25 protein-coding genes are annotated in these 23,568 nt (G+C 37.3%); all 25 read right to left on the bottom strand.

From position 1 onward, the window contains the following. Positions 1 to 24: 24 nt before the first annotated feature. The 25 genes from M3204_RS12400 to M3204_RS12280 all read right to left on the bottom strand — a co-directional run bounded on the left by M3204_RS12400 (position 25) and on the right by M3204_RS12280 (position 23,408). Entirely contained in the window at positions 25 to 1,068 is a 1,044-nt protein-coding gene (locus M3204_RS12400) for a glycosyltransferase family 2 protein (RefSeq protein WP_251482142.1), read from the bottom strand. A 70-nt stretch (positions 1,069 to 1,138) separates the two neighbouring features. Beyond that, positions 1,139 to 1,480 (bottom strand): helix-turn-helix domain-containing protein, encoded by a 342-nt coding sequence (locus tag M3204_RS12395; protein ID WP_251482139.1) that lies wholly within the window; start codon positions 1,478 to 1,480, stop codon positions 1,139 to 1,141. Positions 1,481 to 1,506: 26 nt separating this feature from the next. Further along, complete coding sequence (locus tag M3204_RS12390) at positions 1,507 to 2,688, bottom strand: aminotransferase class I/II-fold pyridoxal phosphate-dependent enzyme (RefSeq protein ID WP_251482137.1); 1,182 nt, start codon at positions 2,686 to 2,688, stop codon at positions 1,507 to 1,509. Next, complete coding sequence (locus tag M3204_RS12385) at positions 2,689 to 3,333, bottom strand: acetyltransferase (RefSeq protein WP_251482134.1); 645 nt, start codon at positions 3,331 to 3,333, stop codon at positions 2,689 to 2,691. Then, entirely contained in the window at positions 3,330 to 3,944 is a 615-nt protein-coding gene (locus M3204_RS12380) for a sugar transferase (protein WP_251482130.1), read from the bottom strand. The genes M3204_RS12385 and M3204_RS12380 overlap by 4 nt, the downstream gene beginning before the upstream one ends. A 27-nt stretch (positions 3,945 to 3,971) precedes the next feature. Beyond that, positions 3,972 to 4,121: a hypothetical protein gene (locus tag M3204_RS12375; protein WP_251482127.1), complete on the bottom strand. Its 150-nt coding sequence runs from the start codon at positions 4,119 to 4,121 to the stop codon at positions 3,972 to 3,974. A 14-nt stretch (positions 4,122 to 4,135) separates the two neighbouring features. Further along, positions 4,136 to 5,218: a UDP-glucose 4-epimerase GalE gene (gene galE, locus M3204_RS12370; protein ID WP_251482124.1), complete on the bottom strand. Its 1,083-nt coding sequence runs from the start codon at positions 5,216 to 5,218 to the stop codon at positions 4,136 to 4,138. Positions 5,219 to 5,232: 14 nt separating this feature from the next. After that, positions 5,233 to 6,432 carry a glycosyltransferase gene (locus M3204_RS12365; RefSeq protein WP_251482121.1) on the bottom strand — a complete coding sequence of 400 codons (1,200 nt, stop codon included), beginning with the start codon at positions 6,430 to 6,432 and terminating at the stop codon, positions 5,233 to 5,235. 28 nt (positions 6,433 to 6,460) lie between these two features. Beyond that, the gene (locus tag M3204_RS12360; protein ID WP_251482366.1) at positions 6,461 to 7,549 is read right to left on the bottom strand and encodes a glycosyltransferase family 1 protein; all 1,089 of its coding nucleotides are present in this window, start codon (positions 7,547 to 7,549) and stop codon (positions 6,461 to 6,463) included. 70 nt (positions 7,550 to 7,619) lie between these two features. Further along, positions 7,620 to 8,690, bottom strand: a complete 1,071-nt coding sequence (locus M3204_RS12355) for an EpsG family protein (protein WP_251482118.1) — start codon at positions 8,688 to 8,690, stop codon at positions 7,620 to 7,622. 16 nt (positions 8,691 to 8,706) lie between these two features. After that, positions 8,707 to 9,591 (bottom strand): glycosyltransferase family 2 protein, encoded by an 885-nt coding sequence (locus M3204_RS12350; RefSeq protein WP_251482115.1) that lies wholly within the window; start codon positions 9,589 to 9,591, stop codon positions 8,707 to 8,709. Between the two features lie 12 nt (positions 9,592 to 9,603). Then, a complete protein-coding gene (locus tag M3204_RS12345; protein WP_251482113.1) occupies positions 9,604 to 10,707 on the bottom strand; it encodes a glycosyltransferase family 1 protein in 1,104 nt (367 codons plus the stop codon). Then, positions 10,692 to 11,852: a glycosyltransferase family 4 protein gene (locus M3204_RS12340; protein WP_251482364.1), complete on the bottom strand. Its 1,161-nt coding sequence runs from the start codon at positions 11,850 to 11,852 to the stop codon at positions 10,692 to 10,694. Before M3204_RS12340 ends, M3204_RS12345 begins: the two co-directional genes overlap by 16 nt. Before the next feature lie 4 nt (positions 11,853 to 11,856). Continuing rightward, positions 11,857 to 12,741, bottom strand: a complete 885-nt coding sequence (gene galU / locus M3204_RS12335; protein WP_251482111.1) for a UTP--glucose-1-phosphate uridylyltransferase GalU — start codon at positions 12,739 to 12,741, stop codon at positions 11,857 to 11,859. A 13-nt stretch (positions 12,742 to 12,754) separates the two neighbouring features. Next, positions 12,755 to 14,581 carry a polysaccharide biosynthesis protein gene (locus tag M3204_RS12330; protein ID WP_251482108.1) on the bottom strand — a complete coding sequence of 609 codons (1,827 nt, stop codon included), beginning with the start codon at positions 14,579 to 14,581 and terminating at the stop codon, positions 12,755 to 12,757. A gap of 20 nt (positions 14,582 to 14,601) precedes the next feature. Next, positions 14,602 to 14,742: a hypothetical protein gene (locus M3204_RS12325; protein WP_251482106.1), complete on the bottom strand. Its 141-nt coding sequence runs from the start codon at positions 14,740 to 14,742 to the stop codon at positions 14,602 to 14,604. A gap of 250 nt (positions 14,743 to 14,992) precedes the next feature. After that, the gene (locus M3204_RS12320; protein ID WP_251482104.1) at positions 14,993 to 15,649 is read right to left on the bottom strand and encodes a CpsD/CapB family tyrosine-protein kinase; all 657 of its coding nucleotides are present in this window, start codon (positions 15,647 to 15,649) and stop codon (positions 14,993 to 14,995) included. After that, positions 15,636 to 16,346, bottom strand: coding sequence for a YveK family protein (locus M3204_RS12315; RefSeq protein WP_251482101.1), 711 nt, complete (start codon positions 16,344 to 16,346; stop codon positions 15,636 to 15,638). The genes M3204_RS12320 and M3204_RS12315 overlap by 14 nt, the downstream gene beginning before the upstream one ends. Before the next feature lie 161 nt (positions 16,347 to 16,507). Further along, positions 16,508 to 18,304 (bottom strand): ABC transporter ATP-binding protein, encoded by a 1,797-nt coding sequence (locus tag M3204_RS12310; protein WP_251482360.1) that lies wholly within the window; start codon positions 18,302 to 18,304, stop codon positions 16,508 to 16,510. Further along, positions 18,301 to 19,503 (bottom strand): nucleotidyltransferase domain-containing protein, encoded by a 1,203-nt coding sequence (locus M3204_RS12305; RefSeq protein ID WP_435367723.1) that lies wholly within the window; start codon positions 19,501 to 19,503, stop codon positions 18,301 to 18,303. Before M3204_RS12305 ends, M3204_RS12310 begins: the two co-directional genes overlap by 4 nt. Before the next feature lie 6 nt (positions 19,504 to 19,509). Then, positions 19,510 to 19,968: a lasso peptide biosynthesis B2 protein gene (locus M3204_RS12300; RefSeq protein WP_251482096.1), complete on the bottom strand. Its 459-nt coding sequence runs from the start codon at positions 19,966 to 19,968 to the stop codon at positions 19,510 to 19,512. 6 nt (positions 19,969 to 19,974) lie between these two features. Continuing rightward, positions 19,975 to 20,271 carry a lasso peptide biosynthesis PqqD family chaperone gene (locus M3204_RS12295; protein ID WP_251482092.1) on the bottom strand — a complete coding sequence of 99 codons (297 nt, stop codon included), beginning with the start codon at positions 20,269 to 20,271 and terminating at the stop codon, positions 19,975 to 19,977. After that, positions 20,272 to 21,198 (bottom strand): aldolase, encoded by a 927-nt coding sequence (locus M3204_RS12290; RefSeq protein WP_251482090.1) that lies wholly within the window; start codon positions 21,196 to 21,198, stop codon positions 20,272 to 20,274. It abuts the gene before it with no gap. Positions 21,199 to 21,327: 129 nt separating this feature from the next. Then, positions 21,328 to 21,453, bottom strand: a complete 126-nt coding sequence (locus tag M3204_RS12285; RefSeq protein ID WP_251482088.1) for a paeninodin family lasso peptide — start codon at positions 21,451 to 21,453, stop codon at positions 21,328 to 21,330. Between the two features lie 14 nt (positions 21,454 to 21,467). Continuing rightward, positions 21,468 to 23,408, bottom strand: a complete 1,941-nt coding sequence (locus M3204_RS12280) for an asparagine synthase-related protein (RefSeq protein WP_251482085.1) — start codon at positions 23,406 to 23,408, stop codon at positions 21,468 to 21,470. Positions 23,409 to 23,568: the final 160 nt, after the last annotated feature.

Below are 23,568 nucleotides of genomic sequence, written 5' to 3'. Positions count from 1 at the left end.
CTTCTTCAATTTTGGAGAAGTTTTTTAGGTTGAATATTCCTTTTGGGTTATTGGTACTGTCTGTAGTCCTGACGGTTCAGAAATTAGTTGCCTCAGGACTTTCTTTCCTGCAGAAAATACAATATTCAATATGGGGTGCAGCAGAAACATTGATAACTGAGTTTTAAGGAATTTATCATGATCTACAGCCTTTTTAAATTTTGCTGAATTCTTTCTAATATTGTCTCTTATCTCTTTCCGATACGACCCTCTTTTATCTTTTCTCCAATTCAGAATCAACAAGTTATAGTGAATCAAACTGGTTCTTAATATGACCTTAATAGATTCATCTACCAAGTCTTGATACTTTTCTTCTATAAATTTGTGTCTTTCTTTTAAACCTGCCAGGATATCCAGGTTCCTCGGTGTATATGAAGCAACAATACTATCGCTTCTTTGCATATAGAAATACAATGGCTGATTTATAAGGACAAATTTTTTGACACGGTCCATCACATGATGCGCCCAAAACACATCTTCAAACAAAACGCCCTTTCTAAAAGGAATGCCATGGAGAATACTAGTTTTATAAAGCTTTCCCCAGGCAAAATTCTTAACTCGTTCATTTTTAACTAGTTCCAACATCAATGACTCCCTATTAAGTATCATAGGTTTTCCCTTCGGACTATATTGCTTGTGGTCAAAAAGCAGATGGTCTTCATAGGCATAATAAAAAGCAGATTGTACTACATCCGCTTTATAGCTCTTACAGGTGGTTATTAACATGTCAATTGCACTGGGTGCTAACCAATCATCACTATCTACAAACATAGTATAATTGCCTGTAACCTGCTCCATTCCTGCATTCCTTGCATCTGATAAACCGCCATTTTCTTTATGGATTACTTTGATTCGTGGGTCAGCAGCGGCATATTCCTCAGCGATACTACCGCAGCGATCTGGGGAACCATCATTAACTAGAATAACTTCAATATTTTTATAGGTTTGCTTCAATATACTATCAATACATCTATTCAGATATTTTTCTACTTTATAAATAGGAACAACTACACTTACTTTATCAGGCATTCTCTTTCCGCCTACCTTCGCATTTTTTTTTAGGAGTTGGACGAAAGTCGGCTGATTGACCACTCCTTATTTATTTGGATACTTTCTCATTCTGCCACTTGATAAATTCTATAAGCTGTTTATATTCTTGGATATTATCCTTTTTAATGCCTGTTTTTTTCAGCTCTTCTGCAAATTCGTAAAGTTCTTTATCATGGCGAACTCTTTCTGTACTATTACCGTTTATCAACAATGCTTTAAGGTCTACATCTAAAACATCCGATATCTTCTCCAAAATCTGAATGGAGGGATTTTTATGTACATCCCGTTCTATGTTGCTTAAATATGACTTGGAGATGCCGGATCGATCAGATAGTTCAGAAAGGCTCAATCCCTTTCTTCTTCTCAGTTCAGATAAATTTTTACCAATCATGTAAGCTACCTCATTATCCTTGGATATTAAACGATCTTTCTTTCATCCTCTTTTACCGAAATTAAGTTTCTTATACAATTGATGACTCTTGTTTGGTCCAGTTCCTCCATATTTGAACCGGATGGCAAGCATATTCCATTGGAGAATAATCGCTCTGATACACTTTCTTTTTCGTTATGTGCGAAATACATATTATCCTTGAACAATGGCTGCATATGCAGCGGTTTCCATACAGGTCTTGCTTCTATATTTTCTGCCGCTAACATCTCTATTAGTTGGGTTACAGAAATACCTGCTTCTTTTTCGTCAACCGTCATGGCTGTCAACCAGCGATTAGAATAAGTCTCGTTTATTTCCGGCATAAATTGAATACCCGGTATCTCGGATAGTTCTAGCTGATACCTCTCAAAAATAGCTCTTCGTGCTTGGACTCTTTTCTCTAAAACCTCCAACTGTGCTCTTCCAATTCCCGCTAATACATTGCTCATTCGGTAGTTATAGCCGACTTCGCTATGCTGATAATGAGGTGCAGGGTCTCTCGCCTGTGTCGCAAGGAATCTGGCTTTATGGATTGCAGCTGCATCGTTTGACACAAGCATTCCACCACCTGAAGTGGTAATGATTTTATTACCGTTAAAAGAAAAAATCCCAAATCGTCCGAACGATCCGCTTGGTTTCCCTTTATAAGAAGAACCAAGGGATTCTGCAGCATCTTCTATCATTGGTACTCCATACTGATCGCATAATGAGGTCAACGCATCCATCTTTGCGCTTTGTCCATACAAATTGACCACAATAACGGCTTTAGGAAGCTTTCCATTTGAAGCGGCCTCCCTAAATGCTCTTTCAAGCGCATGCGGCGACATATTCCAGGTTTCTGGTTCAGAGTCGATGAAAACCGGCTCAGCACCTAAATATAAAATGGGATTAGCGCTTGCGATAAAGGTTAGCGTCGAACAAAATACTGTATCACCTTTGTCTACTCCTAATAAAGAAAGAGCCAGATGAATCGCTGCCGTTCCAGAACTGACGGCTGCAGCTTCATTGACTCCTGTATAAGCGGCTATTTCCTTTTCAAATGCATCCACATTTGGACCAAGAGGGGCAATCCAATTTGTTTCAAATGCTTCATTAATATATTTCTGTTCATTTCCACTCATATGTGGTGAGGAGAGGAAGATTCTTTTTTGAACAGTTGTATTAACCATTTATACACCCCCAGTTACTTCTTTCATTTTCACAACCGCAGGAACCCCAACAGCCGTACTGTTTGCAGGAATATTATGAATCACTGTCGCACCTGCTCCAACCATCGCCCAATCGCCAATTTCTAAACCCGGGATGACGGTCGCACTTGCCCCTACCTGCGCACCTTCTCTCACAGTGACATTTCCAGTTAGAGTCGCATTTGGAGAGACATGAGCGAAATTTCCAACAATGCTATCATGCTCGACAACTGCACATGTATTTATTATTGTGTGGGATCCGATTTGTACGTCTGTATTTATCACAGCACATGGCATCACGACACTTCCTGGACCTATCGAAGGCTCTGAGCTTATTTGAGCTGTCGGGTGAATTAAGGTTGCATAGAACTCATCGGAAATCCCTAATCGCTCTACAATCTGCTTTCTAACTCGGTTACTTCCAACCGCAACGAAAAATCTAACCTCAGGAAAATCTTCATTGATCATTCGTGCAGATTCCACCGGCCCATAAAATACCTGTTCGTGATAAAACTCAGTAGTGTATTTGTCATCCAGACAGCCGACAATTTCTGCCTCTCCCATCGCTTTAATGATGTCTCGAACGACTTTGCTATGCCCTCCCTGACCAATAATGGCAATCTTCATCCGTGTCCCTCTTTTACGATAGTTTTTAAGCCTTTGAACGGTTCCATCGTCACATTGCCCGGCTGTGTGACACCCTCTGTCTGGATGACCTTATATACTGTTCGCCATAATATTTTCAAATCTAAAAGGAATGTTTGATTCTGGACATACCAAACATCTAACTTGAACTTCTCTTCCCAGGATAAAGTATTTCGCCCGCTGATTTGGGATAGCCCGGTAATACCCGGCTTGACAAGATGGCGTTTTGCCTGTTCCTTTGTGTAAAGTGGAAGATATTCCATTAACAGTGGTCTAGGACCAACTAGACTAAGCTCACCTTTTAACACGTTGATCAGCTGTGGCAGTTCATCAAGGCTGTATTTCCTTAAAAATTGTCCAGCTGGTGTTAGACGAAGCTTATCTGATAGTAGATTTCCGTTCCGATCTCGACCATCTGTCATAGTCCTGAATTTATAAAGGTAAAAGGGCTTCCCATATAATCCAGGTCTTTTCTGCTTAAACAGCACCGGTGCACCTAGCTTCACTTTTACAAACATTGCGGTAAACAAGATGATTGGTGACAACAAAATAAGAAGTAAAATAGAACTAATTAAATCTAAGAGCCTTTTCATTTTTGCAACCCCTAGCAACAAATATTATTAATGATTCTTTTCTAGAACTGCTGAAAGCTTCTTTTTAATTTCTAAGATCAATTCATTCGTTTCAATATGTTCAGCTTCTTGCCCAATTACATAAATGTCCTGCAATAATTCCTTAAATCTTTGTTGTGTCGTTTCCTGTGCATCCATTTTCTAATCCTCTTTCAATCAATTTTGACATGAAAAAAATCCCCACTTTTCGAGTGCGGATTGCCTGTTCCAGTTTGTATTAAATTTTCATCGTATCCATTCGGATTTTTTGACTGCCATCTCCAAGAATCCTCGCACATTTCACGGAGACTTTTTTCCGCTGCCCATTCCATTTCTTTTCTCGCTTTCGATGCATCGGCAAAGCAGATCGCGGCATCACCAGGTCTTGGGGTGACAATTTTATATGGGACTGAGACTCCTGTAGCTACTTCAAATGCTTCAACCATTTCTAGTACACTGTATCCCTTCCCAGTGCCAAGATTATACGACTCAATTCCATTGCTTGTTGATACTTTTTCAAGAGCCTTTAAATGCCCTTTGGCCAGATCCACCACGTGGATGTAATCCCTTATTCCGGTTCCATCAGCTGTTGGATAATCATTGCCGAAAACACTGAGTTCTGGCAGTTTACCCACTGCAACTTGTGTGATATATGGCATTAAATTATTAGGAATCCCATTTGGATCCTCGCCAATCATGCCACTTTTATGGGCTCCGATTGGATTGAAGTACCGCAATAAGGCAATGCTCCATTTATGGTCAGATTTATAAAGATCCGTTAATATTTCCTCAATCATTAATTTCGTTCGGCCATATGGGTTAAGGGCACTTAAAGGGAAGTCTTCTGATATCGGAACCCTCTCCGGCATGCCATATACAGTTGCTGAGGAACTGAAAACCATTCTATTAACATCGTATTTTTTCATGATGTTTAATAGATTGATTGTACCGGTGATATTATTATGGTAATACCTGAGCGGCAATCGAACAGACTCTCCAACAGCTTTAAGACCAGCGAAGTGTATGACAGCATCAATCTCATTTTCAATAAAAACCTTTTCAAGTTCTTGCTCATTCAATAAATCAACCTGGTAGAACGGAAAACTCTTTCCGGCAATTTCACTGATTCTGCTTAATGATTCTTGTTTGCTATTCATCAGGTTATCCACAACTATTATTTCATAGCCTGCATTGAGCAATTCAACACAAGTATGACTGCCTATGTAGCCTGCACCGCCTGTTACAAGGATTGGCATAGATCCACCTCCGTTTATACATTTATTAAGCTGTAAATCTTCTCGACCTCATTTTCATTTCCATAATCCATTGAGTTTGTATTTTTAATTAGCTCATCTCTTAAACTAGGATTATCAAGTAACTTTTGCAGCCCTTCAACTATCCCTTCAACTCCCATGGGCGTTATAAGACCATCTAACCCATCCTTCACCTGGCTTTTTGCCGTTGGAAAATTGGTAATGACGACTGGTTTTCCCAGTATTTGTGCTTCACGTATCGTTACTGCCTTCCCCTCATACCTTGAAGGTTGAACATAAATATCGCATGCTTTTATGTAAGGATACGGATTCATTTTTTTACCGAGAAGAAAAAAATGATTATCTAGTTCTAACTCGGATATAAGCTTAAGCAACTCAGATTCCAGCGGACCATATCCTACAACATACCAGGCAATATCATATCCTTTGTCGACTAATTGCCTGCATGCCCTGATTGCTTTATCAAAACCCTTCGCGTGAGAAAGCCGGCCAACAGACACAAGGATTGTTTTACCGCGTTCTTTTTTGATCTCCTGTGCACTCTGTATTTCAGCTTGCTTTCTTACAAAATCCTGCGAGAGGATATTTTCTATAACCAGTGTCTTTTCCTTAAAATGAGGGAAAAGTCTTATGAAGGTGTTTGAACATTCCTCTGAAACTGCGACAATTTGGTCTAGATTTTCCCACATTTTACTTTCCGTCTTTTTATCGACAAGAATATTGGAATAGTCCGTATGAACCCAGCCGACCTTCCTTTTCGCCTTTACTTTTTCCCCGATGAAATGATGCGGCCATAGGAATCCAATCGCGAGATCATACTCTTTTGTTATTTCAGGTAAAAATGGTCGTGACAGCTCCCAACCATATTGGATTATTAAATATCCTGGTTCCTCCGCCTTCATCAGTTTTCCTTTAATGCCGCCTATATACTTGGCCAATAATCTTGAAACGGCAATAGGATATCGCCCATCCCGGATTATCTGGGAAATCGATTTTCTGAATGTACTGTATGCAGGATTTTCCGGAAGCAGATTGGGACCTTCAGGCAAAAGTGAAAAGAATTCACCTTCATGCTTAAAGAGCATCAGATCAACATCATATTGTTGATAGTCAATGCTATTCAGCAACCCGATCAGACTTCGTTCCACCCCGCCTATCGCTAAATCAAATGAAGCAATCAATACCTTCTTCTTCATTCATCACTCCGCCTAATATTGTAGAATTCTATCCAACTCTATAAAGCTTCATCCATTCCTCAATATTCTGTTGAATACTGAAGCCTTTTTCAGATAGCGCTTTAACTAAAGCATCTTTTTCTGGCTTCTGTATATTGATTGCTTTTTCTACTTCTACTCCCCATTTCTCAGGTTTCTCTTCCAGACTTAAATACCTTACTAAGTCGAGCCCCATATCTGTGCTAATTGGAACCGAGTCTGACATGATACAGGGAGTTCCACTTATCTGTGCCTCAACTGTAACAATCCCGAAGCCCTCAAATATAGAAGGGAAAAGAAAAACATCAAAAGCCTTCATCATTCTGGGAATATCAGACCGTACTCCTAAGAAACGAACATGATTGGAAAGGCCCATAGTTTCTGCTTCTTGTTCAATCGTCTCTTTTAACGGGCCATCTCCAACCAGCAGAGCCACATACCTTTTATCTTTCTTAATCAGATCTTTGAGTATCTTAAGAATAAAAGCCTGGTTTTTAGACTTTGAAAACTTTCCAACATGACCGATGATCTTAGCATCCTGATCGAGACCTAGTTCTCTAATCACACTTGTTTTAGTAATTGTTTCATCAAGATACTGGCCTAAATCAATGCCATTTTTAAGGAGGGTTACTTGATTGTTATCAACTGCCTTTTGACCAAATAAAAAAGCTCCAGCCTCTTGACTGCAGCTGCAATATTGAGTTGCTGAGATTTTAATGATTGACTGCAAACCCTTTAGTAGAAGTTTGTGTTTAAAGCTGTCAACCATTGGCCAGTTGTTGCTGTGAGAGTGACAGATACGATGCGGAATTCCTGCAATTTTTGCTGTAAGGGCAGGAAATCCACTTTGGTAATCCGTATGTGAATGAACTGCAATATAGGAATTTGACGACATAATCTCACGTAGTTTCTTAACATAAGATATCGGACCAGCAATTCCTAAGCTGGGAACGTTATAAATTTTTCCACCTAGTTTGCGAATTTCATTATCGTAATCTCCTTGGTCAGCCCGATGGACAATAAAATCAAATTGAAGCTTACTTCTATCCAGGTTTCGATAAACATTCATAAGTAATGTTTCCGCCCCGCCTCGATCCATCGCGCTGACGATATGCAAGACCCTATCGATATGTTTTTCTTCCACTTTTTATCCCCCTATCAATACGCACTTAAAAGGTGATATAGTCGCTCTTATAGTGAATATTTAAGCTAATTACACTCTCGTAGTAGTAATAAAGGAAATAACAAACGATTATTCCTAAGTAAACTAATCGCTGTTCTTTTTCATGAAAAAGCTTTACGATCCACCCTATTAAAATTAGCTGATACAATTCAAAATAAATATTAAATCTAGCAAAAATCCAGTTTTGAGTAGATACAATCATAAAAACAAATCCAATTAGCGCCATATTCACGATGTAATCACTTTCTGGAAAGATATCTCTTAACTTTTCTCTTCCGAAGAAGGCAATGATAAGAGGTGTCCCGAAAACTGCAACACGAATTATATTCGCTCCACCTTCCTGGAAATTTTTATAATGACCATACTGTGTATCTTCTAAGCTTGAGAAAAGTATCGACGAAAACTGATCAAAACCTATCACAATAACAACTGCAATGACCAATAACATTAACGTTGCTCTTGACCAGGCTTTATATCTAACCAAGAAATAAATGGGGAGAAGAATGAGCGCACTCTCATGAAAAGTAGAAGCAAATAAGACTATTAACGCATAGGCTAAGAAATTTCCGCTTATGATAAACCTGGTGGCCATAAAAATAATAGCAGCTGTAAGGCTTTGCCGAATTCCGTTCATTGTCACTAAATACAGTCCGCCAGTGATATATACAAACACGCTTAACTCAAAGTGCCTTGAATACTTCGAAAATACAAAAATAATGAGTATATTCGTTATAATTGCAGCAGTAAATATCAAAATCTGTGGATCCTCAGAGAATCTCTTCAAAAACATTTGAAATATCCAGAAGCCAATATTCTCTTGATTCTTCACCTGTTCCCATGTAAAATCATTTACTTCAAATGCATGCTTATAAAAGTAAGTATCTCCTATATTAGAGCGAAGACCTGAGACAAGTGCTAGTATCAGAACGGATCCGAAAACGTATATTTTGTGCAATGAAATAGTAGGAATCGAAGCATTATTAGCAGGTGTAGCAAAATACCTTGCAAAGAATGAAAAGAAAAAGACAATAATTAGATTTAACCAAAGAACTTCCATTTTCTATTCCTTTCAATTAAATCGTTCTTGTTTTTGTCTTAATAAATAGAAATAGCATTATTCCTAAGGGCACGGCTAATGTGGTTAAGACCTTGTTTGGGGCTTCTTTAATAAATTGAAAATTTTTATCTAGTAGACAACTGGAAACATAATGGATAGCCTGTCGAAACTTAAACTTGCTATTTGCGAAAGGTAATTTCATAAGTTCTTTCCTGTAGAATGCAAACCCTTTTGGATTTTTACGGTATTGTCCCAACATATTAAGTGATGAACCGTCTTGAAGATATTCTACACAACATAAAACCTCATTCATCAGGAGCATCTCATAGTCTCGATCCAACATATGATATTTGTAAGCTAGCCCAACATATTTTTCATTTTCAAAGATTGGATAAGGAAATCTCTTTGTAAGTTCGGTTCTATAAACTAACTTTTTATCTCCAGTAACTCCATACTTGTGATACAAGTCAAAAAGCGTAGATGTCATTGGGACACTGGGAAGGTTCGTTCCTATCACTTTCCCATCTGTATATGAATCTAAGCCAATGATCCCACTGACATTTTCACTGCCAAAAATCTTCCACATGGTTATAATCTTGTGAACTGCATCATCAGGCATGTAATCATCAGAATCAATACATACATTCAACTCTGTTTTAATAGAATCATAAGCAGTATTATGTGCTCCATGCATTCCTTGATTCTCTTGCCAGATATACTCAATTTCTATTAGGTTTGTCTTTTTCCATTTATCAACTAATTCTTTGGTATTATCTGTAGAGCCATCATCAATAATCAGCCACACGAAATCTTTGCAGGTTTGGCGTACCAGACTCTCATAACATTGATGTAAACAATAAGCCCTGTTAAAAGTAGGAGTAAATACCGTTAGTACCTTCACCTAGCTTCACCCCTATACCGATAAATAAAATTTTTCAAGTTGAGAAGCAGAATCTTTTATGTTGTACCCCTTTTGTTTTAGGGGTTCAAAATTAAACTCTCTGCTATCTGAGATTGAGAGCCTTTTTTTAATTCTCTCAATCCATAAACTCTTATTATTTAAGGGAAGAAATTGAACAAGATTCATACCCATATCCACTTCTTTAGAGATTTGGTCAGATATGAAACAGGGCAATCCCGCACCCTGTGCTTCAATTAATGACACTGGCAGCCCTTCATGTAGAGATGGAAATAAAAATAAGTCAAGAGCTTGTAAAATTCGAGGGATATCAGATCGTACTCCTAAAAACTTGACTTTATTATGAATTTTTAAGTCAAAGGCTTTCTTTTCAATTTCTTCCCTTAATGGTCCATCCCCAACTAGTAATAAAATCGAATCCTTCTCACATTTGCTAAACTCGGCAAAAATATCAATCAGGAATTGGTGGTTTTTTTGATGAGCAAACCTTCCAACATGCCCAAAGACTATATCATGTTCCGATAGTTGTAATTCCTCTCTTATTTCTCTTCTGGTTTGTGGTGAATACTTGAAATGGTCAATATCTATTCCATTCTTTAATATCGAAGCTGATGTTGATCTTCCTTTAAAGAGCCATTCTCCCGCTACCTGAGAACAAGCAAAATAGTTTGTAGCGTGAGAATTAATCAGTTGTCCTATATACCATTTATAAAGTTTGACGGCCATACTTCCTTCGCTGCTTGTATTATGGCTATGGGATATCCTTACAGCTATTCCTGATTTCTTGGCAGCTTTCAATACCAAACCGCTCATTTTATCAAGGTGAGAATGAACGATTTTATATCCAGAATGGTAATTAAAAAATTCCTCAAGAGTTTTTCTATACTTGAAGTGTCCCACATCAGTAATATAAGGAATCCTGTATACTTTTCCTCCCAGTTCCAATATTTCTCCATCAAAAACACCTTCTTTACAGGTTAGGAAGTCGAACTGGATTTTTGTCCGATCAATGTTTCGATAAAGATTCATCAGTAGTGTTTCTGCTCCACCGCGATTCATGTTGACGACTACATGTAAAACTCTTATAGGACTGCCCACTGTGCATCCTCCGCTTCTGCCATATACGTTTTGTAAATCTCACTTTTTTCTTGGAGTATTTTATTCGTGCTGAATTGATTCATAATCATCCCGCGTCCAGTCGAGCCCATTAGCGCTCTTTGACCTGGATCCTTTGCTAGTAACTTTATCTTCTTCCCAAATAGTTGTGGACTATTATCCTGAATTAACCACCCATTCTGTTGGTCTGAAACAAGTTCCCTATGTCCCCTGTTTTCTGTAGCTATAACCGGAAGTCCACAAGCCATGGCTTCCATAATATTTACAGGGAGCCCTTCTCTGAAACTTGACGCTACTGCTATATCAGATATTTGTAACAATTGTTCAATGTCCTTTCTAAATCCCAGAAATTGAACTCGATTCTCTACACCTAGTGAATGTGCCAGTTTACGACACTCAGGCAATAATGGTCCTTCTCCAGCGAATAAGAGTTTTGCTTTCGGAACCTCATCTTTGACGTGGGCAAGAGCCCGAATTAGAAGCTGTTGGTTTTTGTTTTTGTTAAATTCAGCAGCATAAAACATCAAAAAATCGCCAACGTTGTAACCGTAGGCGATTCTTAATTCCTTTTTATATTCTTTCTCTGCGGGTTTGAATTTTTCTGGGTTAACGCCCACTCCATGGATATGTTCAATACGGTCCGCCTTGAACTGATGCTGATTAGCTCGATTGAAATCTTCTTCATTAATGGTAATCAGGCAGTCTGTATATCTTGCCAGCCATTTTTCGATAGGATAATAGATTAGCCAGTTTAATGCAGGCGATCCTTTGCAAAAGTGAAAACCATGTGCTGTGTACATCACTTTTGTTCCATTTTCTCGGACAGTCCTGGACGCCAGTCTGGCAAGCACACCACCCACCGGTGTATGGCTATGGATGATTTTATACTCATTTTGATGGATGATTGTTTTTAATTCACGGTATGCCTGAACATTTTGCAGACTAAATGGTGACCTTTGAATCGGTAAATTGTATTTTTTATCAACAAAAGGAAGGTCCATATCACCTTTAGCGGCGACATGGACCTCCCACCCTTGTTCTTTAAACCATTTCATATAGGGCAAATGGAAAGCATTAAAATGATAATCAACCGTTGCACAGAGTAAGATCCGCTTTTTCGCACCCATACAATTAGCTCTGCCTTGCTTTTTCAAGATTTAAAATCGATGAAAAGTAATCTAGCAGATCAGTTCGTAAATCATCTCGCTGTAGAGCGAAATCGATTGTCGTTTTGATAAAGCCCATTTTTTCACCTACATCGTACCTGGTGCCTTCAAAATCGTAGGCATATACAGCTTCATATTCATTCAATCCTGCGATTGCATCGGTCAATTGAATTTCTCCACCAGCACCAGGCTTTTGTTGATCCAAGACATCAAAAATTCTAGGATTCAGGATATATCGTCCCATGATCGCAAGGTTTGATGGCGCTTCTCCAATCGCTGGTTTTTCTATTAAACTGCTAACATTGTAAAATCTGTCGCCGATACAATTACCATCCACGATCCCATACCTTGAGACTTCGTTTGGATTTACTTGCTGTACTCCGAGAATGGATGCGTTATACCTCTCATATTGCTCAATCATTTGCTGCAGGCACGGCTTTTCTGCCTGGACAATATCATCACCCAGTAAAACAGCGAACGGTTCATTGCCAATAAATTTCCGGGCACACCAAATCGCATGGCCAAGACCTTTTGGTTCCTTTTGTCGAATGTAATGGATATCAACAAGCTTTGAAGATTTTTGTACTTCGTTTAATAATTCGAACTTCCCTTTTTCAAATAGGTTTTGTTCCAACTCAAAGGAATGATCAAAGTGATCTTCAATCGCTCTTTTTCCTTTTCCAGTAACAATGATGATATCCTCGATTCCTGACTCGATCGCTTCTTCCACTATATATTGAATCGTTGGTTTATCTACAATTGGCAGCATTTCCTTCGGCATTGCCTTCGTTGCTGGCAAGAACCTAGTTCCCAGACCAGCAGCTGGGATAATTGCTTTTTTTACTTTCATTTTACTTCCACCCCTAAACTGAAATTGACATTAATGGAGAGTTCGCAACACGATTATTCGCCAAAGCTAGCAATCGATCTCTTAATTCTTCTTTATCCATACTAGAGAAATTACCAATAATCTCCTCAATCTCGGATATATACAATTCTGACGTCTTGCCTACATAAATTTTCGGATGAACTTGATGCTCTCCTACTTCTTCATCCTTTAAAAGCTCTTCATACAGCTTTTCGCCCGGTCTTGTTCCTGTATATTCTATTCCGATTTCTTCAACAGAATAACCGGACAGCTTAATCAAGTTTATGGCCAAGTCTACTATTTTTACAGGTTCCCCCATATCCAATACGAAAATTTCTCCTCCCTGTGCCAAAACCCCGGCCTGAATCACCAGTCTTGATGCCTCAGGAATCGTCATAAAGTAACGTATCATATCTGGATGCGTTACTGTCACAGGACCACCTTTTTCAATTTGTCTCTTGAATAATGGGATAACACTTCCACGGCTTCCAAGGACATTCCCAAATCTTACAGCAACAAACTTTGTATTACTGCTTTCATCCATATGCTGTACAATCATCTCTGAAAGCCTCTTTGTAGCACCCATCACGCTGGTCGGGTTTACAGCCTTGTCAGATGAAATCATAACGAATGCTTTCACTCCATGCCAGCTGGCAGCATTTGCGACATTCAATGTTCCAATCATATTGTTTTTCACAGCTTCTTCAGGATTTCGTTCCATCAATGGTACATGTTTGTGGGCCGCTGCATGATAAACAACATCCGGCTGGAATGTCTCCATCACGGACATCATTTTTTTGGCATCCTGAATTTCCGCTATAACAGGAATAAATTCAATCTTTGAATCTTGGAAACTTTCCTTTAGTTCCATCTCGATTGAATAAATACTATTTTCACCATGTCCTAGTAATATTAATTTTTTAGGATTAAACCGGGCTATTTGCCGGCAGATTTCAGATCCAATTGATCCCCCAGCGCCAGTAACTAGCACTACTTTATTTGTGATATCTCCTGAGATTCTGTCATCATTCAAAACCACAGGATCTCTTCCCAATAAATCCTCCACTTGCACATCTCTGAATTGGTTTACTGACACCTTTCCGGTCATTAGATCCTCTAACATCGGGATTATTTGTGTTTTTGCATCAGTTTTTATACATTCTTGAAAAATGATATTAAGCTCCTTTTTACTTAGTGAAGGAATCGCAATGACGATATTTTCAATTTGCAATTCCCTAACAACACTTTCAATTTTGTTGACTCCGCCAAGGACTGATATGCCCAGAATATCAAGATGATGTTTTTTCACATCATCGTCGATAAAACCAACAGGCTGAAGATCTGTTTCATTGTTCTTGAGCAATTGCCTTGCAACCATAATCCCTGCAGAACCAGCACCAATGATTAGGGTTCTTTTGTTATATGCCAACCTAGTTAAATACAAATCCCTATAGATCCGCCAGCAAAACCGTGACCCTCCAATGAACAATACCAATAGTAGTCCTGTTACTGACAGTCGTCTAATAAAGATTTCATTCAGTAAAACTCCCTGGAAAATAGAAGCTGTTAGAATCGAAGCTGATGCAGTTTTTAAAATGATGATTAATTCCCCGACACTTGCATATTCCCATGCCTTTTTATAAAGTTTGAATTTAAAAGAAAATATATGATGGCTGACCAAAATAGTCATTGCACTAACAACATAAAACCATGGAGAAGTATTGATTGTACCGCGGACAAGTAAATGACTAATGAAGATCGCGGTTAAAACAATCGCTGAATCAATGAGAATGAATAATGAAAGCCTCTGCCTATAGGTCATGCTTTTCCTCCTCTCTTGTCTTAATCTATTCTCACGCTTCGCAGCTTAATGGCATAGTCAATCAGCTTCCTGATTTCTTCCAACTGCTCTTTGCTGGCATCTTGTTTTATGTACCGTACTGCTTTTTTAATTGATTTTGGGAATTTATCTATTTCCTTCATATGAACACTCCTTAAAAATAAAGTTCTTATTTATTTGTTCTGATTGAAAAACAAATAAGTAAAAACTTTATTAATAAATGGGGCATTTAACCCCTCCTCACATCACACTCTCGACGACCAGAGCGTCTAAGGTTTTTTAACCCACAGCATGACCGAGTGCCTCCTTTGATAACGGCTAGGAGACATCACCATAACACAGCGAACATTTATTTCTTAATAACGAACAAAAATATTAAAAAAATATGTGTTTCTACATCTCATTCAGAATAACCCCATAAATCTTGGCTTTTGCGAACTCAAGAGCCTTTTTAGCTTCTGTCGCTTTTTCAATAGCTGTTTTTCCTTCACCTATAACCAGGAGTACTCCATCGCTTTTATTTGCTAGTAATTTTGTATCCGTCACATCCAGAACAGGCGGTGAATCGATTAAAATCATATCGTATTCTTGTAGTGCTTGTTGAAATAATTTTTGCATGGATTCTGACCCAAGTAATTCCGCTGGGTTGGATTCGAGCTGGCCACTTGTTAAAATCGCTAAGTTCCCTATTTCAGTGTGGTATACAGCATCAGCTAATTCTTCCTGACCAGAAAGTACATCCGCTAATCCCTTCCCGTTTGATATCTTAAATATAAAATGAATATTTGGATCTCTTAAATTCGCATCAATCAAAAGGACTTTTTCTTTTTGCTGCGCCATAGATAATGCAAGGTTCGCTGCAGCTGTGGATTTCCCTTCACTCGAACACGGGGATGTTAAAAGCAAAATACTCTTTTTCCCGCCAGTTAAGAAGTGAACATTGGTACGAAGTGTTCTAAATTGTTCAGAGATGATTGAATCTGGATTGGAATAAACAATCAAATTTCTCTTTTGACTTGCACTTGTTGACCTTCGTTTACTTCGGAACACCGGTATCACCTCCCAGGAAGTCTATAGGATGAATACTTTGCTTTTTAATATTCTTTTTGGTCATTTTCGAAATCCTGCCTACTACTGGAAGACCTAGATAATCCTCAACATCCTTTTGGGATCTGACAGTGTCATCTAATGAATCCAAGAAGAAAACGAATCCAATCCCTGCAATTACTCCAAAAACCACCCCAATAATGCCTGATTTACTTTTTTCCTCATTTATTGGATTTGAATTGATTTTTGCAGGCGAAAAGATCTCCATATCATTAAAATCAAGCAATCTAGTTATCTCAGTTTTAAACTCTTCAGCTGTGGTATTGGCTATATCTGCTGCTCTATTTGGATTGGTATCAATCACACTAATATTTACAACCTTCGAACTATCCAGGATTCCTACACTAATTTGATTTGCCAGCGATTCTGGACTTCGATTTAAATCCAGCCTTTCAACAACCTTCTCTAATACAACTGGATCTTTCAATATTACTTGCAGTGTATTCATATCCGCTTCTTTACCAATAATGATTCGAGCTGAGGATTGGTAAAGGAGAGTGATGTCCTTTTCACCATATAAATATCCAGCAATTGAAGACAAGGCAGTTATTATAGCAATGATCCAAAGACGCTTTTTAATGACAGAGAAGATTTCTTTTAGATTGATTTCTTTAGCAATCCCTTTTTTTCCATTACTCATTGCTCATTTAACCCACCTTATAACTTAATGCGTTCTAGATAAAGAACGTTTGGTGTAAAAAAATATACGTTCTCAATTACTAATGATATATACCTATTTTAGTTCTGTATAAAGAACAAGTCAAGAGCATTTTATTATTTTCTGACAACTCACGAAGAATGTTAGACTGCTTCCATTTGTTTTTTTAGGAGATTATTAAAGATACTCTGTTGCTCAGATGCTAATTCCTTAAATCCACCCTGTTGAATGATTTCTCCTTTATCTAAAACAATCACTTGATCAGCATTTTTTATTGTAGATAATCGATGAGCTATAACAATGATCGTCATTTTTCCTTTAAGTTTCTCCAGAGCACACTGAATCTTAGATTCGTTTTCACTATCAAGAGCACTAGTTGCTTCATCAAGTATTAGAATCGATGGATTTTTTAAAATTGCACGAGCAAGAACAAGTCGTTGGCGTTCTCCACCAGAAAGCTTAATACCTCTATCCCCAATTTCTGTATCAAGTCCATTAGGCAACTTTCTAACAAAATCAGCTGCCGCTGAGAATTCTAATGACTCCCATATCTGTTGGGGTGTTACGTCTGGGCTAATCATTTTAAAGTTCTCTTTTATACTAGTATTAAACAAAAAGGGCTCCTGTGGAACATAACTAATTGCTTTTCTTAATGAAATTAACGATTCATCTGTAAGAGTCTTATTATCAATTATTACTTTCCCCTGTTCAGGCATATGAAGGCCCATTAATATATCAACCAATGTGCTTTTCCCAGCACCTGACCGACCCACAATCGCAGTCATTTGGTTTGCCGGTATTCTTATATTAATATTTTGCAAAGCATAGGTTGATATGGAATGATCGTATCTAAAATAGACACCCTTGCATTGGATCTCATTATTCAATACGATTGGCAGTACTTTCTCGTTTTTCAAATCAGATAACACTTCTCTTGCCGCATTACATTCTGCCTCAAGGGCATTTAATGACCTAAAGGCTGGGATTGTCGATGCTAATTGCTCTAAATTAGATTGAATCCCTATAACCCTTGGCCACAAACGAGAAAATATCACAATAATTAATAAGAACTGTGATGGCTGTGAATTGAACATTTTTACTGAGAAAAAAATAAAAGTTGCTATAAGAATAGCTGAGGAGATTTTATAAAATAGCTGAGATGAAATTTTATTTCTTATATACTCAACTTGCTCTGTATACATTCCTTGAACGACTGATTGTAGCCAGCTCATCTGTGTCTCTTCTAACGTATTGCTTTTAATATCCTTAATACCATTTAATTGATCTGTTATCCCTGCTAGGTATTCCTGGGATAGTAATGAAGTTTTTTCACCTAGCTTTTTCGCTTGTTTAATAAATTTTCGAGAGAATAATGATAATATAAGACCACTGAATAGAACGAATAATGTCATTTTTGCGGAAAGCCAAAGGGCAAAGCCAATTTGGATTATACTAAATATAATGGAGGTTAATAGTTGAATAAATTGGTAAATTCCTCCTGAAACTCTTGCCAATTCAATAGTCATAATATTGATCAGATCGGACTTTCTTTTCTTTGTATAAAAACCCCAATTAGCACCTAATAATACCTCATATGTGTCTATTCTTAATTTCCCTATAAACCCATGCGCAATTTTGACATTTCTTATATTTAAGTTTCTATCAACAAAGTTTTGTCCAATGATTAATAATACGAAGGCAAGAAGGATGAAGGGGAACCTTAATGCTTCAGGCATCAAATTCCATAATCCGAGATAATTCGCTAGTGTATCGCCTCTGGAATCCAAATTCATTATCCCGCTTAAGCTAAGTAAGGGGACTAGTAACAGTATACTAAGACCTTCTATAAAACTGATCAAAGCCATTCCAACGATATTCCAATAGAGAATGTTACCTGAGTAATTAAATAATCGTTTTATATAATACAAAAAGGGTTTCATGTGACATCCTCCTGCAACATTGCCTGCTTCCTTTTTCTTCTTATCGCCCAAAGAATCGGCCTCAAAGGAAAATATAAAAAATGAAGCACCCTTGGCAATGGGAAAGCTAGAGCATCTTCAGGATATGGAAATAAGAAACTAAGAATAAATAATACTTTTTGCTTAAACGACATTAATGAAAATAAATGACTCTTATGGTAGTTTGCGATTTCTTCTGGCAAAGGTTCGATATGGAGGTTAACCAATTGCTTAATGTAAAATAAGGCTCCTTTAGCCAGTCTTTTTGATTTTTTCGAATTAGATATTTCCTTTAGTTCGTGTGGACTATAAGAACTCAACAATTCTGAAGAAAGGAAAAGAGCTTGCCCTCCTACTTGAGTAAGTTGATATTTTTTCAGAAGCCTTTTTATACAGTTCCAGTTCAAATCCCGACTTACCAACCTGTCGATATCTACCAACCAGCGAAGACGAGACCAACCATGACGTGCTCCATGTGACACCAAAAATAAAAATAAATCTTCCTCACCTAACATATACAAAGGAAAATCGGTGATGGAACTTTCCTTCTTTCTTTCCCATAAGTCCTCAAATGACTGATTCCATGATGGACCTGGGTTTAATCTCCAATGTATTTCCAACTTTATTTTCTTTTGCGGGTGCATAAAAGTGATATGGTGATGTCTCCATTTCCAATCATTCAAGACAGTCAGTATATAATCATCTTTTATATAACCAAGGTTTAAGAGCGTCGATTCAGCTCGCTCTAAATCTTCAATTGGTATTAGTACATCAATATCCGAAGATGTTCTTAAAGAAAGATCCCCATACAAATGCGCGCCAAGAATAGAACCTTTTAAAAATAATGTTCGAATTTTTTGGTCAATAAAAATTCTGGATATGCTTTCAGATTCTCCTGTTAGCTTCAGCATTTGAAAAATGTTTGTTTGATAATATTGCTGCAGCTTTCCTATTACCTTTGCTGGGATAAGATCACCATTTAATTCCTTGATCCTTATATAAAGAATAGGATAAACACGGTGATGTAGTGTTAGCTGTAAAAAATGATTCCAATCAATATCTTTAAATCTCTCTTTCTCTTTTGAGAGATTCTTATCTTCAAATTTAGAATCCAAGAAAAAAAGCAGGAGCTGTAATTCTTTTGAAAAGTGCTTTTTTTCAACCATAATTTCCATGGTAATTTCCTCTTATTCTATAACTTTTTTATTTGCAAACTTGCTTACTACGGTAAAACGTTTCATTTCTTCAGCTCCGCTAACGAAATATGATCCACTTCGCAGCCATGCATGGGCAATCATCTTCCCATTTTCATCTTTTGCAGTTCCTAGATACAGTGTACTTTCAATACCTCGCCTTTGAAGCATTTTCATACCTGCGATTGCTTTAACTAAACATTCACTTTCCCAGAATGTATATCTGCTCATGATATGAATTGCACTAGAGATTGATTTGATAGTGCCGTATGCAGAAGGATTTTCTTGAAAAGAGGATTCACACATATGCTTACCTAAGGTACGTGTCAACCTTTTAAAAGGCATTACTTTATGGAAACGCGCCAATGCCAAGAATAGTATGGCCTCTAAAAAAAGAAATTTTTCCATCCTACTCAGATTAAATAGCGTTACCAGTTTCTGAGGATATAACATTTTACCTCACCTGTTTACAACGGAAATTAAATCTTCGGAATTTAACTTGTTTATAAATAAAATTACTTGATTCTCACAATCCATTTTATCAACATCATATTCTAGAAGAAGGTAATTAATTAACTCATCAACAGAAATAGGTTCTTTTATCATCTCCCAAATAACCCCGCCCATTTTACCAAGGTTATAGTAATTTCCATTATCAATATTAAGCATTACTTTCTCTCCATCCATGTCACTAACGATACATCCTGGCTTCTGTACGATTTTACTTTCCAATATTAATTTTTCCTTTATCAGCATTTAGTTCATCTCCTCATTTATCATTTTTAATATTTTCTCTAATAGTTCAGGTGCTGTAAAAACATTTGATGGGCGATGTACTTGATACATCTTTATTTTATTTATAATCCCTGCCGATTCGGTAAAATGCCACTCCATTAACCCTAGACGCGGGATTAAAGATTGCCTAAAAGTATGGTTATATAGTGTGTGAAACCTTTCCAAATTTTGAATTGATTTTATTTTCGCATGATTTTCCTCTGTTTTTGTAATCTCAAATACTCCCCCAAGTGGTAATGGATCATTACAGTAACTGGAGTGGACTGGAATAGCGAACTTTGTTTCTCTTTCGAATAACGGACTAAAAGCGGAGGAATTAAATCCAAATTTCTGAAGGCTTTCCTGCCATAATTTTTGCTGAGGGTAGGTAGGGATTACGTTAGGACACCCTTCTTTATCTATTATTACAGGAATAATATCATCACTTAACAGTTGATAACCTTGATTAATAAATGTAGAAGCCAGGGTAGACTTACCTGCTCCAGAATGTCCAATAAATGCATATGCCTTTCCATCAATTGCAATAGCACTTCCATGCAGTGCTAGGACTTTCCTTTGCATTAGTAAGGCACCCATACATGTTCCAAGAATAAAAAGGCGAATCTTATTATCATCAGAATCCTTTATAGGGGATACAATTATTTTTTTACCATCTTTTATTAAAAATGTGGCTGTTTCAGGGATTTGAAACATTACCATCTGATGATCAACAATGAATTTCCCTTGTTCACCTTTTTTCAGCCACAATTCATTTAATTCATCAATTTCAATCTCCACTTCTGCCATATCTAATGATTCATTTGAAGCAACTAATTCTGGCAACGGAATAGTGCTTTTGATTTTGAGCCCAAAGGCATGGTAAATCATGTTTTCTTTTGCTACAATCATTTGACTCACTCCATTAATCCTTTAATCCATTAATCCATTAATCCGTTAATGGGTATTTTAAAAAGCCCTCATACTGAACTAAATGTATAAGGGCGATTTGCGATAAGAATCCATAAATAAGGTTTTGGATTAGCTATAGTGAATCGATTCATCAGGATCAGGTTGAACACCGTCGGGGGTTTTAAACCCAGGTCCAGCCATTGTCATACTAATTTTAAGTACTTCTAGTTCTGGTTTTTGCCATTGTTTTTTCATTCTTTCACCTCCTTTCAAGAAAAATTATTTAAAAAGCGATAGAATATTAAACTGCGCATTAATATCCTAAAGTCAAAGTCAAAGGCATATTCGGGATTAGTACTATCTTTAATTTTTATAATCGCTGCTTTAATTACTTCGGGATTCAGGTAATTGCCAATAGTAGCATCATTACTCATTTGTTCAAGTTCACCAATAAATGTGTTCCAATAACTAGACATTCGATGAACTCCATCTGCTCCTTGTACACCTCTTGAGCGCATGTTCAGTCTAACTTTGTCTGGCAAATATGAGTTTGTTGCCCTTCTTACAAGCGAACGATCTAAACCCTGCCGTACAAATTGATCCTCTGGTACTGATAAACAAAATTTAATTAACCGCAAATCATTAGTTGGATCTCTGTCCCATACTGAATACCGCAAAGAAAATTTAGCCCCGTAAGTCCCTGTTATACTCCAATAATATAGTTGCCTAAACTGTCTATCCCTTACTTCATAGGCAGTGGGAAGTTTAGAAAGTGAAACATCGACACCCTGATTATGAAGTTTATTGAAAACGTCTGTTTGTTTTGCAAATTCACGATTGATAATTATTGGGAAATGAAAGGGCTCTTCAGGATTTAACAAATCATATATATAAGGAAATGCTTTTTTTCGAGCAGCAGCCATTATCTTTGATTTATGAACCCCAATGTTATTGCTGTACTGATTTAATTCTTGATAAAGTTTAATCCATTTTATTTTCTTTATGAGGTTAGCGTAATAATCTAAAACTGGCCCCCATGATATAGTCCAATTACCTCTCTGACCATTTAACAGCACGCCAATATTTTTCTGTTGAGCTTGTTCATACATCCCCCTTAACCAGAAAGTATTCTCAAAGAACTTATATGGCATTTCCATCGTTTCCAGCCAATCGTCAATCTCAGTATATGGACTTCTATCTGCAAAGCTTAAATATTGATCATTAATATTACCAATATGATTTACTGTAGCTTTAATATACGGGCTTTCATCGGCTATTCTGCTTTTATTAGTCCAATCTTCAAATCCATCAACAGGAACGTAACTAAAAGTATTTAGCATTTTATTTTCTTGTTTCAATGCTTTTGATGCAAAGCTTACAACTGAACCAGAATCCAATCCTCCACTTAAGTGTGCACCTACATTATGATGTGTTCTAATTCTTGCTTTGACAGCCTTTTGGAAAACATAGCGAAAAGCTTCTTCGTATTCTCCGTCTGATTTAAGCTTTAATTTCTTATTCTCTTCCATTAAGTAACAATATCTTGATAACCTAACTCTACCTTCACGAATTGTTATAGAATGAGAAGGAGCTAATTGTTCTATGTGTTTATATGTAGTTGAGGAAGGATCAACAGATTCGAAGTTTACAGGTATCGCCAAAAACTCCGCCATCCACTGCTCATTCAATTCCTTCTTAACCCCTGGCAATGTAAACAAAGGCATGATTGTCGTACAAAACGCAAACCTTTCATGATCCTTGTAATAATACAAGGTTCGGGAACCAGAGAAATCCCTCGCACCAAAAAGCTTCTGATGCCGTTCGTCCCAAATCATATAGGCGAAATCGCCGACTAGATGCTTAGGTGATTCTTCTCCCCATTTATAGTAAGCTAGCAAAATGAGCTGGCTGTCTGGCATTATTTTTTGCTTTGAACGCTCGACTTGCAGCTTCTCGAACAGTTCTTCTCTATTATCAATTATGGCATCTGCGGTAATGACGCATTGTCTCTCGGAATCATAGAACGGCTGTTGTTCACCGACTGATTCTGGTGTGATCCATTGTGCATGGTTTCCAATGAAGGCGTTGTGTTTATGCCAGACTTGTATATCGTCTGCAGGAAACTTTTCAAGACCTTTCATAATGTTCCTTCCATGCTCAAATGGAACCGGCTCTTTTGTTAAATGAATGATTCCTGCAATTGCGCTCATTTTTTCCTCCTGCCGTGCTATTAGGCTCATGCATCAAAATATCTTAATAAAGAATTTTATTGTTCTTTATATAGAACATATGATTAAAATACCATCTCTAATAAACAGTGTCAATAACATCAGAAGAATTTATTTTTCTAAAAATTTTAAATGGCAAAAA

It is taken from the genome of Mesobacillus subterraneus (genome assembly GCF_023715485.1).
Taxonomy (GTDB): domain Bacteria; phylum Bacillota; class Bacilli; order Bacillales; family Cytobacillaceae; genus Mesobacillus; species Mesobacillus subterraneus_B.
Note: the sequence above shows the minus strand (reverse complement) of the source record. Positions and strands in the feature narration are given on the sequence as shown.

Coding starts and splice junctions, on each gene's coding strand:
- M3204_RS12400 (WP_251482142.1), bottom strand. CDS start 1,068: ATGCCTGATAAAGTAAGTGTAGTTGTTCCTATTTATAAAGTAGAAAAA.
- M3204_RS12395 (WP_251482139.1), bottom strand. CDS start 1,480: ATGATTGGTAAAAATTTATCTGAACTGAGAAGAAGAAAGGGATTGAGC.
- M3204_RS12390 (WP_251482137.1), bottom strand. CDS start 2,688: ATGGTTAATACAACTGTTCAAAAAAGAATCTTCCTCTCCTCACCACAT.
- M3204_RS12385 (WP_251482134.1), bottom strand. CDS start 3,333: ATGAAGATTGCCATTATTGGTCAGGGAGGGCATAGCAAAGTCGTTCGA.
- M3204_RS12380 (WP_251482130.1), bottom strand. CDS start 3,944: ATGAAAAGGCTCTTAGATTTAATTAGTTCTATTTTACTTCTTATTTTG.
- M3204_RS12375 (WP_251482127.1), bottom strand. CDS start 4,121: ATGGATGCACAGGAAACGACACAACAAAGATTTAAGGAATTATTGCAG.
- galE (WP_251482124.1), bottom strand. CDS start 5,218: ATGCCAATCCTTGTAACAGGCGGTGCAGGCTACATAGGCAGTCATACT.
- M3204_RS12365 (WP_251482121.1), bottom strand. CDS start 6,432: ATGAAGAAGAAGGTATTGATTGCTTCATTTGATTTAGCGATAGGCGGG.
- M3204_RS12360 (WP_251482366.1), bottom strand. CDS start 7,549: ATGGATCGAGGCGGGGCGGAAACATTACTTATGAATGTTTATCGAAAC.
- M3204_RS12355 (WP_251482118.1), bottom strand. CDS start 8,690: ATGGAAGTTCTTTGGTTAAATCTAATTATTGTCTTTTTCTTTTCATTC.
- M3204_RS12340 (WP_251482364.1), bottom strand. CDS start 11,852: ATGGGTGCGAAAAAGCGGATCTTACTCTGTGCAACGGTTGATTATCAT.
- galU (WP_251482111.1), bottom strand. CDS start 12,741: ATGAAAGTAAAAAAAGCAATTATCCCAGCTGCTGGTCTGGGAACTAGG.
- M3204_RS12330 (WP_251482108.1), bottom strand. CDS start 14,581: ATGACCTATAGGCAGAGGCTTTCATTATTCATTCTCATTGATTCAGCG.
- M3204_RS12325 (WP_251482106.1), bottom strand. CDS start 14,742: ATGAAGGAAATAGATAAATTCCCAAAATCAATTAAAAAAGCAGTACGG.
- M3204_RS12315 (WP_251482101.1), bottom strand. CDS start 16,346: ATGAGTAATGGAAAAAAAGGGATTGCTAAAGAAATCAATCTAAAAGAA.
- M3204_RS12310 (WP_251482360.1), bottom strand. CDS start 18,304: ATGAAACCCTTTTTGTATTATATAAAACGATTATTTAATTACTCAGGT.
- M3204_RS12300 (WP_251482096.1), bottom strand. CDS start 19,968: ATGTTATATCCTCAGAAACTGGTAACGCTATTTAATCTGAGTAGGATG.
- M3204_RS12295 (WP_251482092.1), bottom strand. CDS start 20,271: ATGCTGATAAAGGAAAAATTAATATTGGAAAGTAAAATCGTACAGAAG.
- M3204_RS12290 (WP_251482090.1), bottom strand. CDS start 21,198: ATGATTGTAGCAAAAGAAAACATGATTTACCATGCCTTTGGGCTCAAA.
- M3204_RS12285 (WP_251482088.1), bottom strand. CDS start 21,453: ATGAAAAAACAATGGCAAAAACCAGAACTAGAAGTACTTAAAATTAGT.
- M3204_RS12280 (WP_251482085.1), bottom strand. CDS start 23,408: ATGAGCGCAATTGCAGGAATCATTCATTTAACAAAAGAGCCGGTTCCA.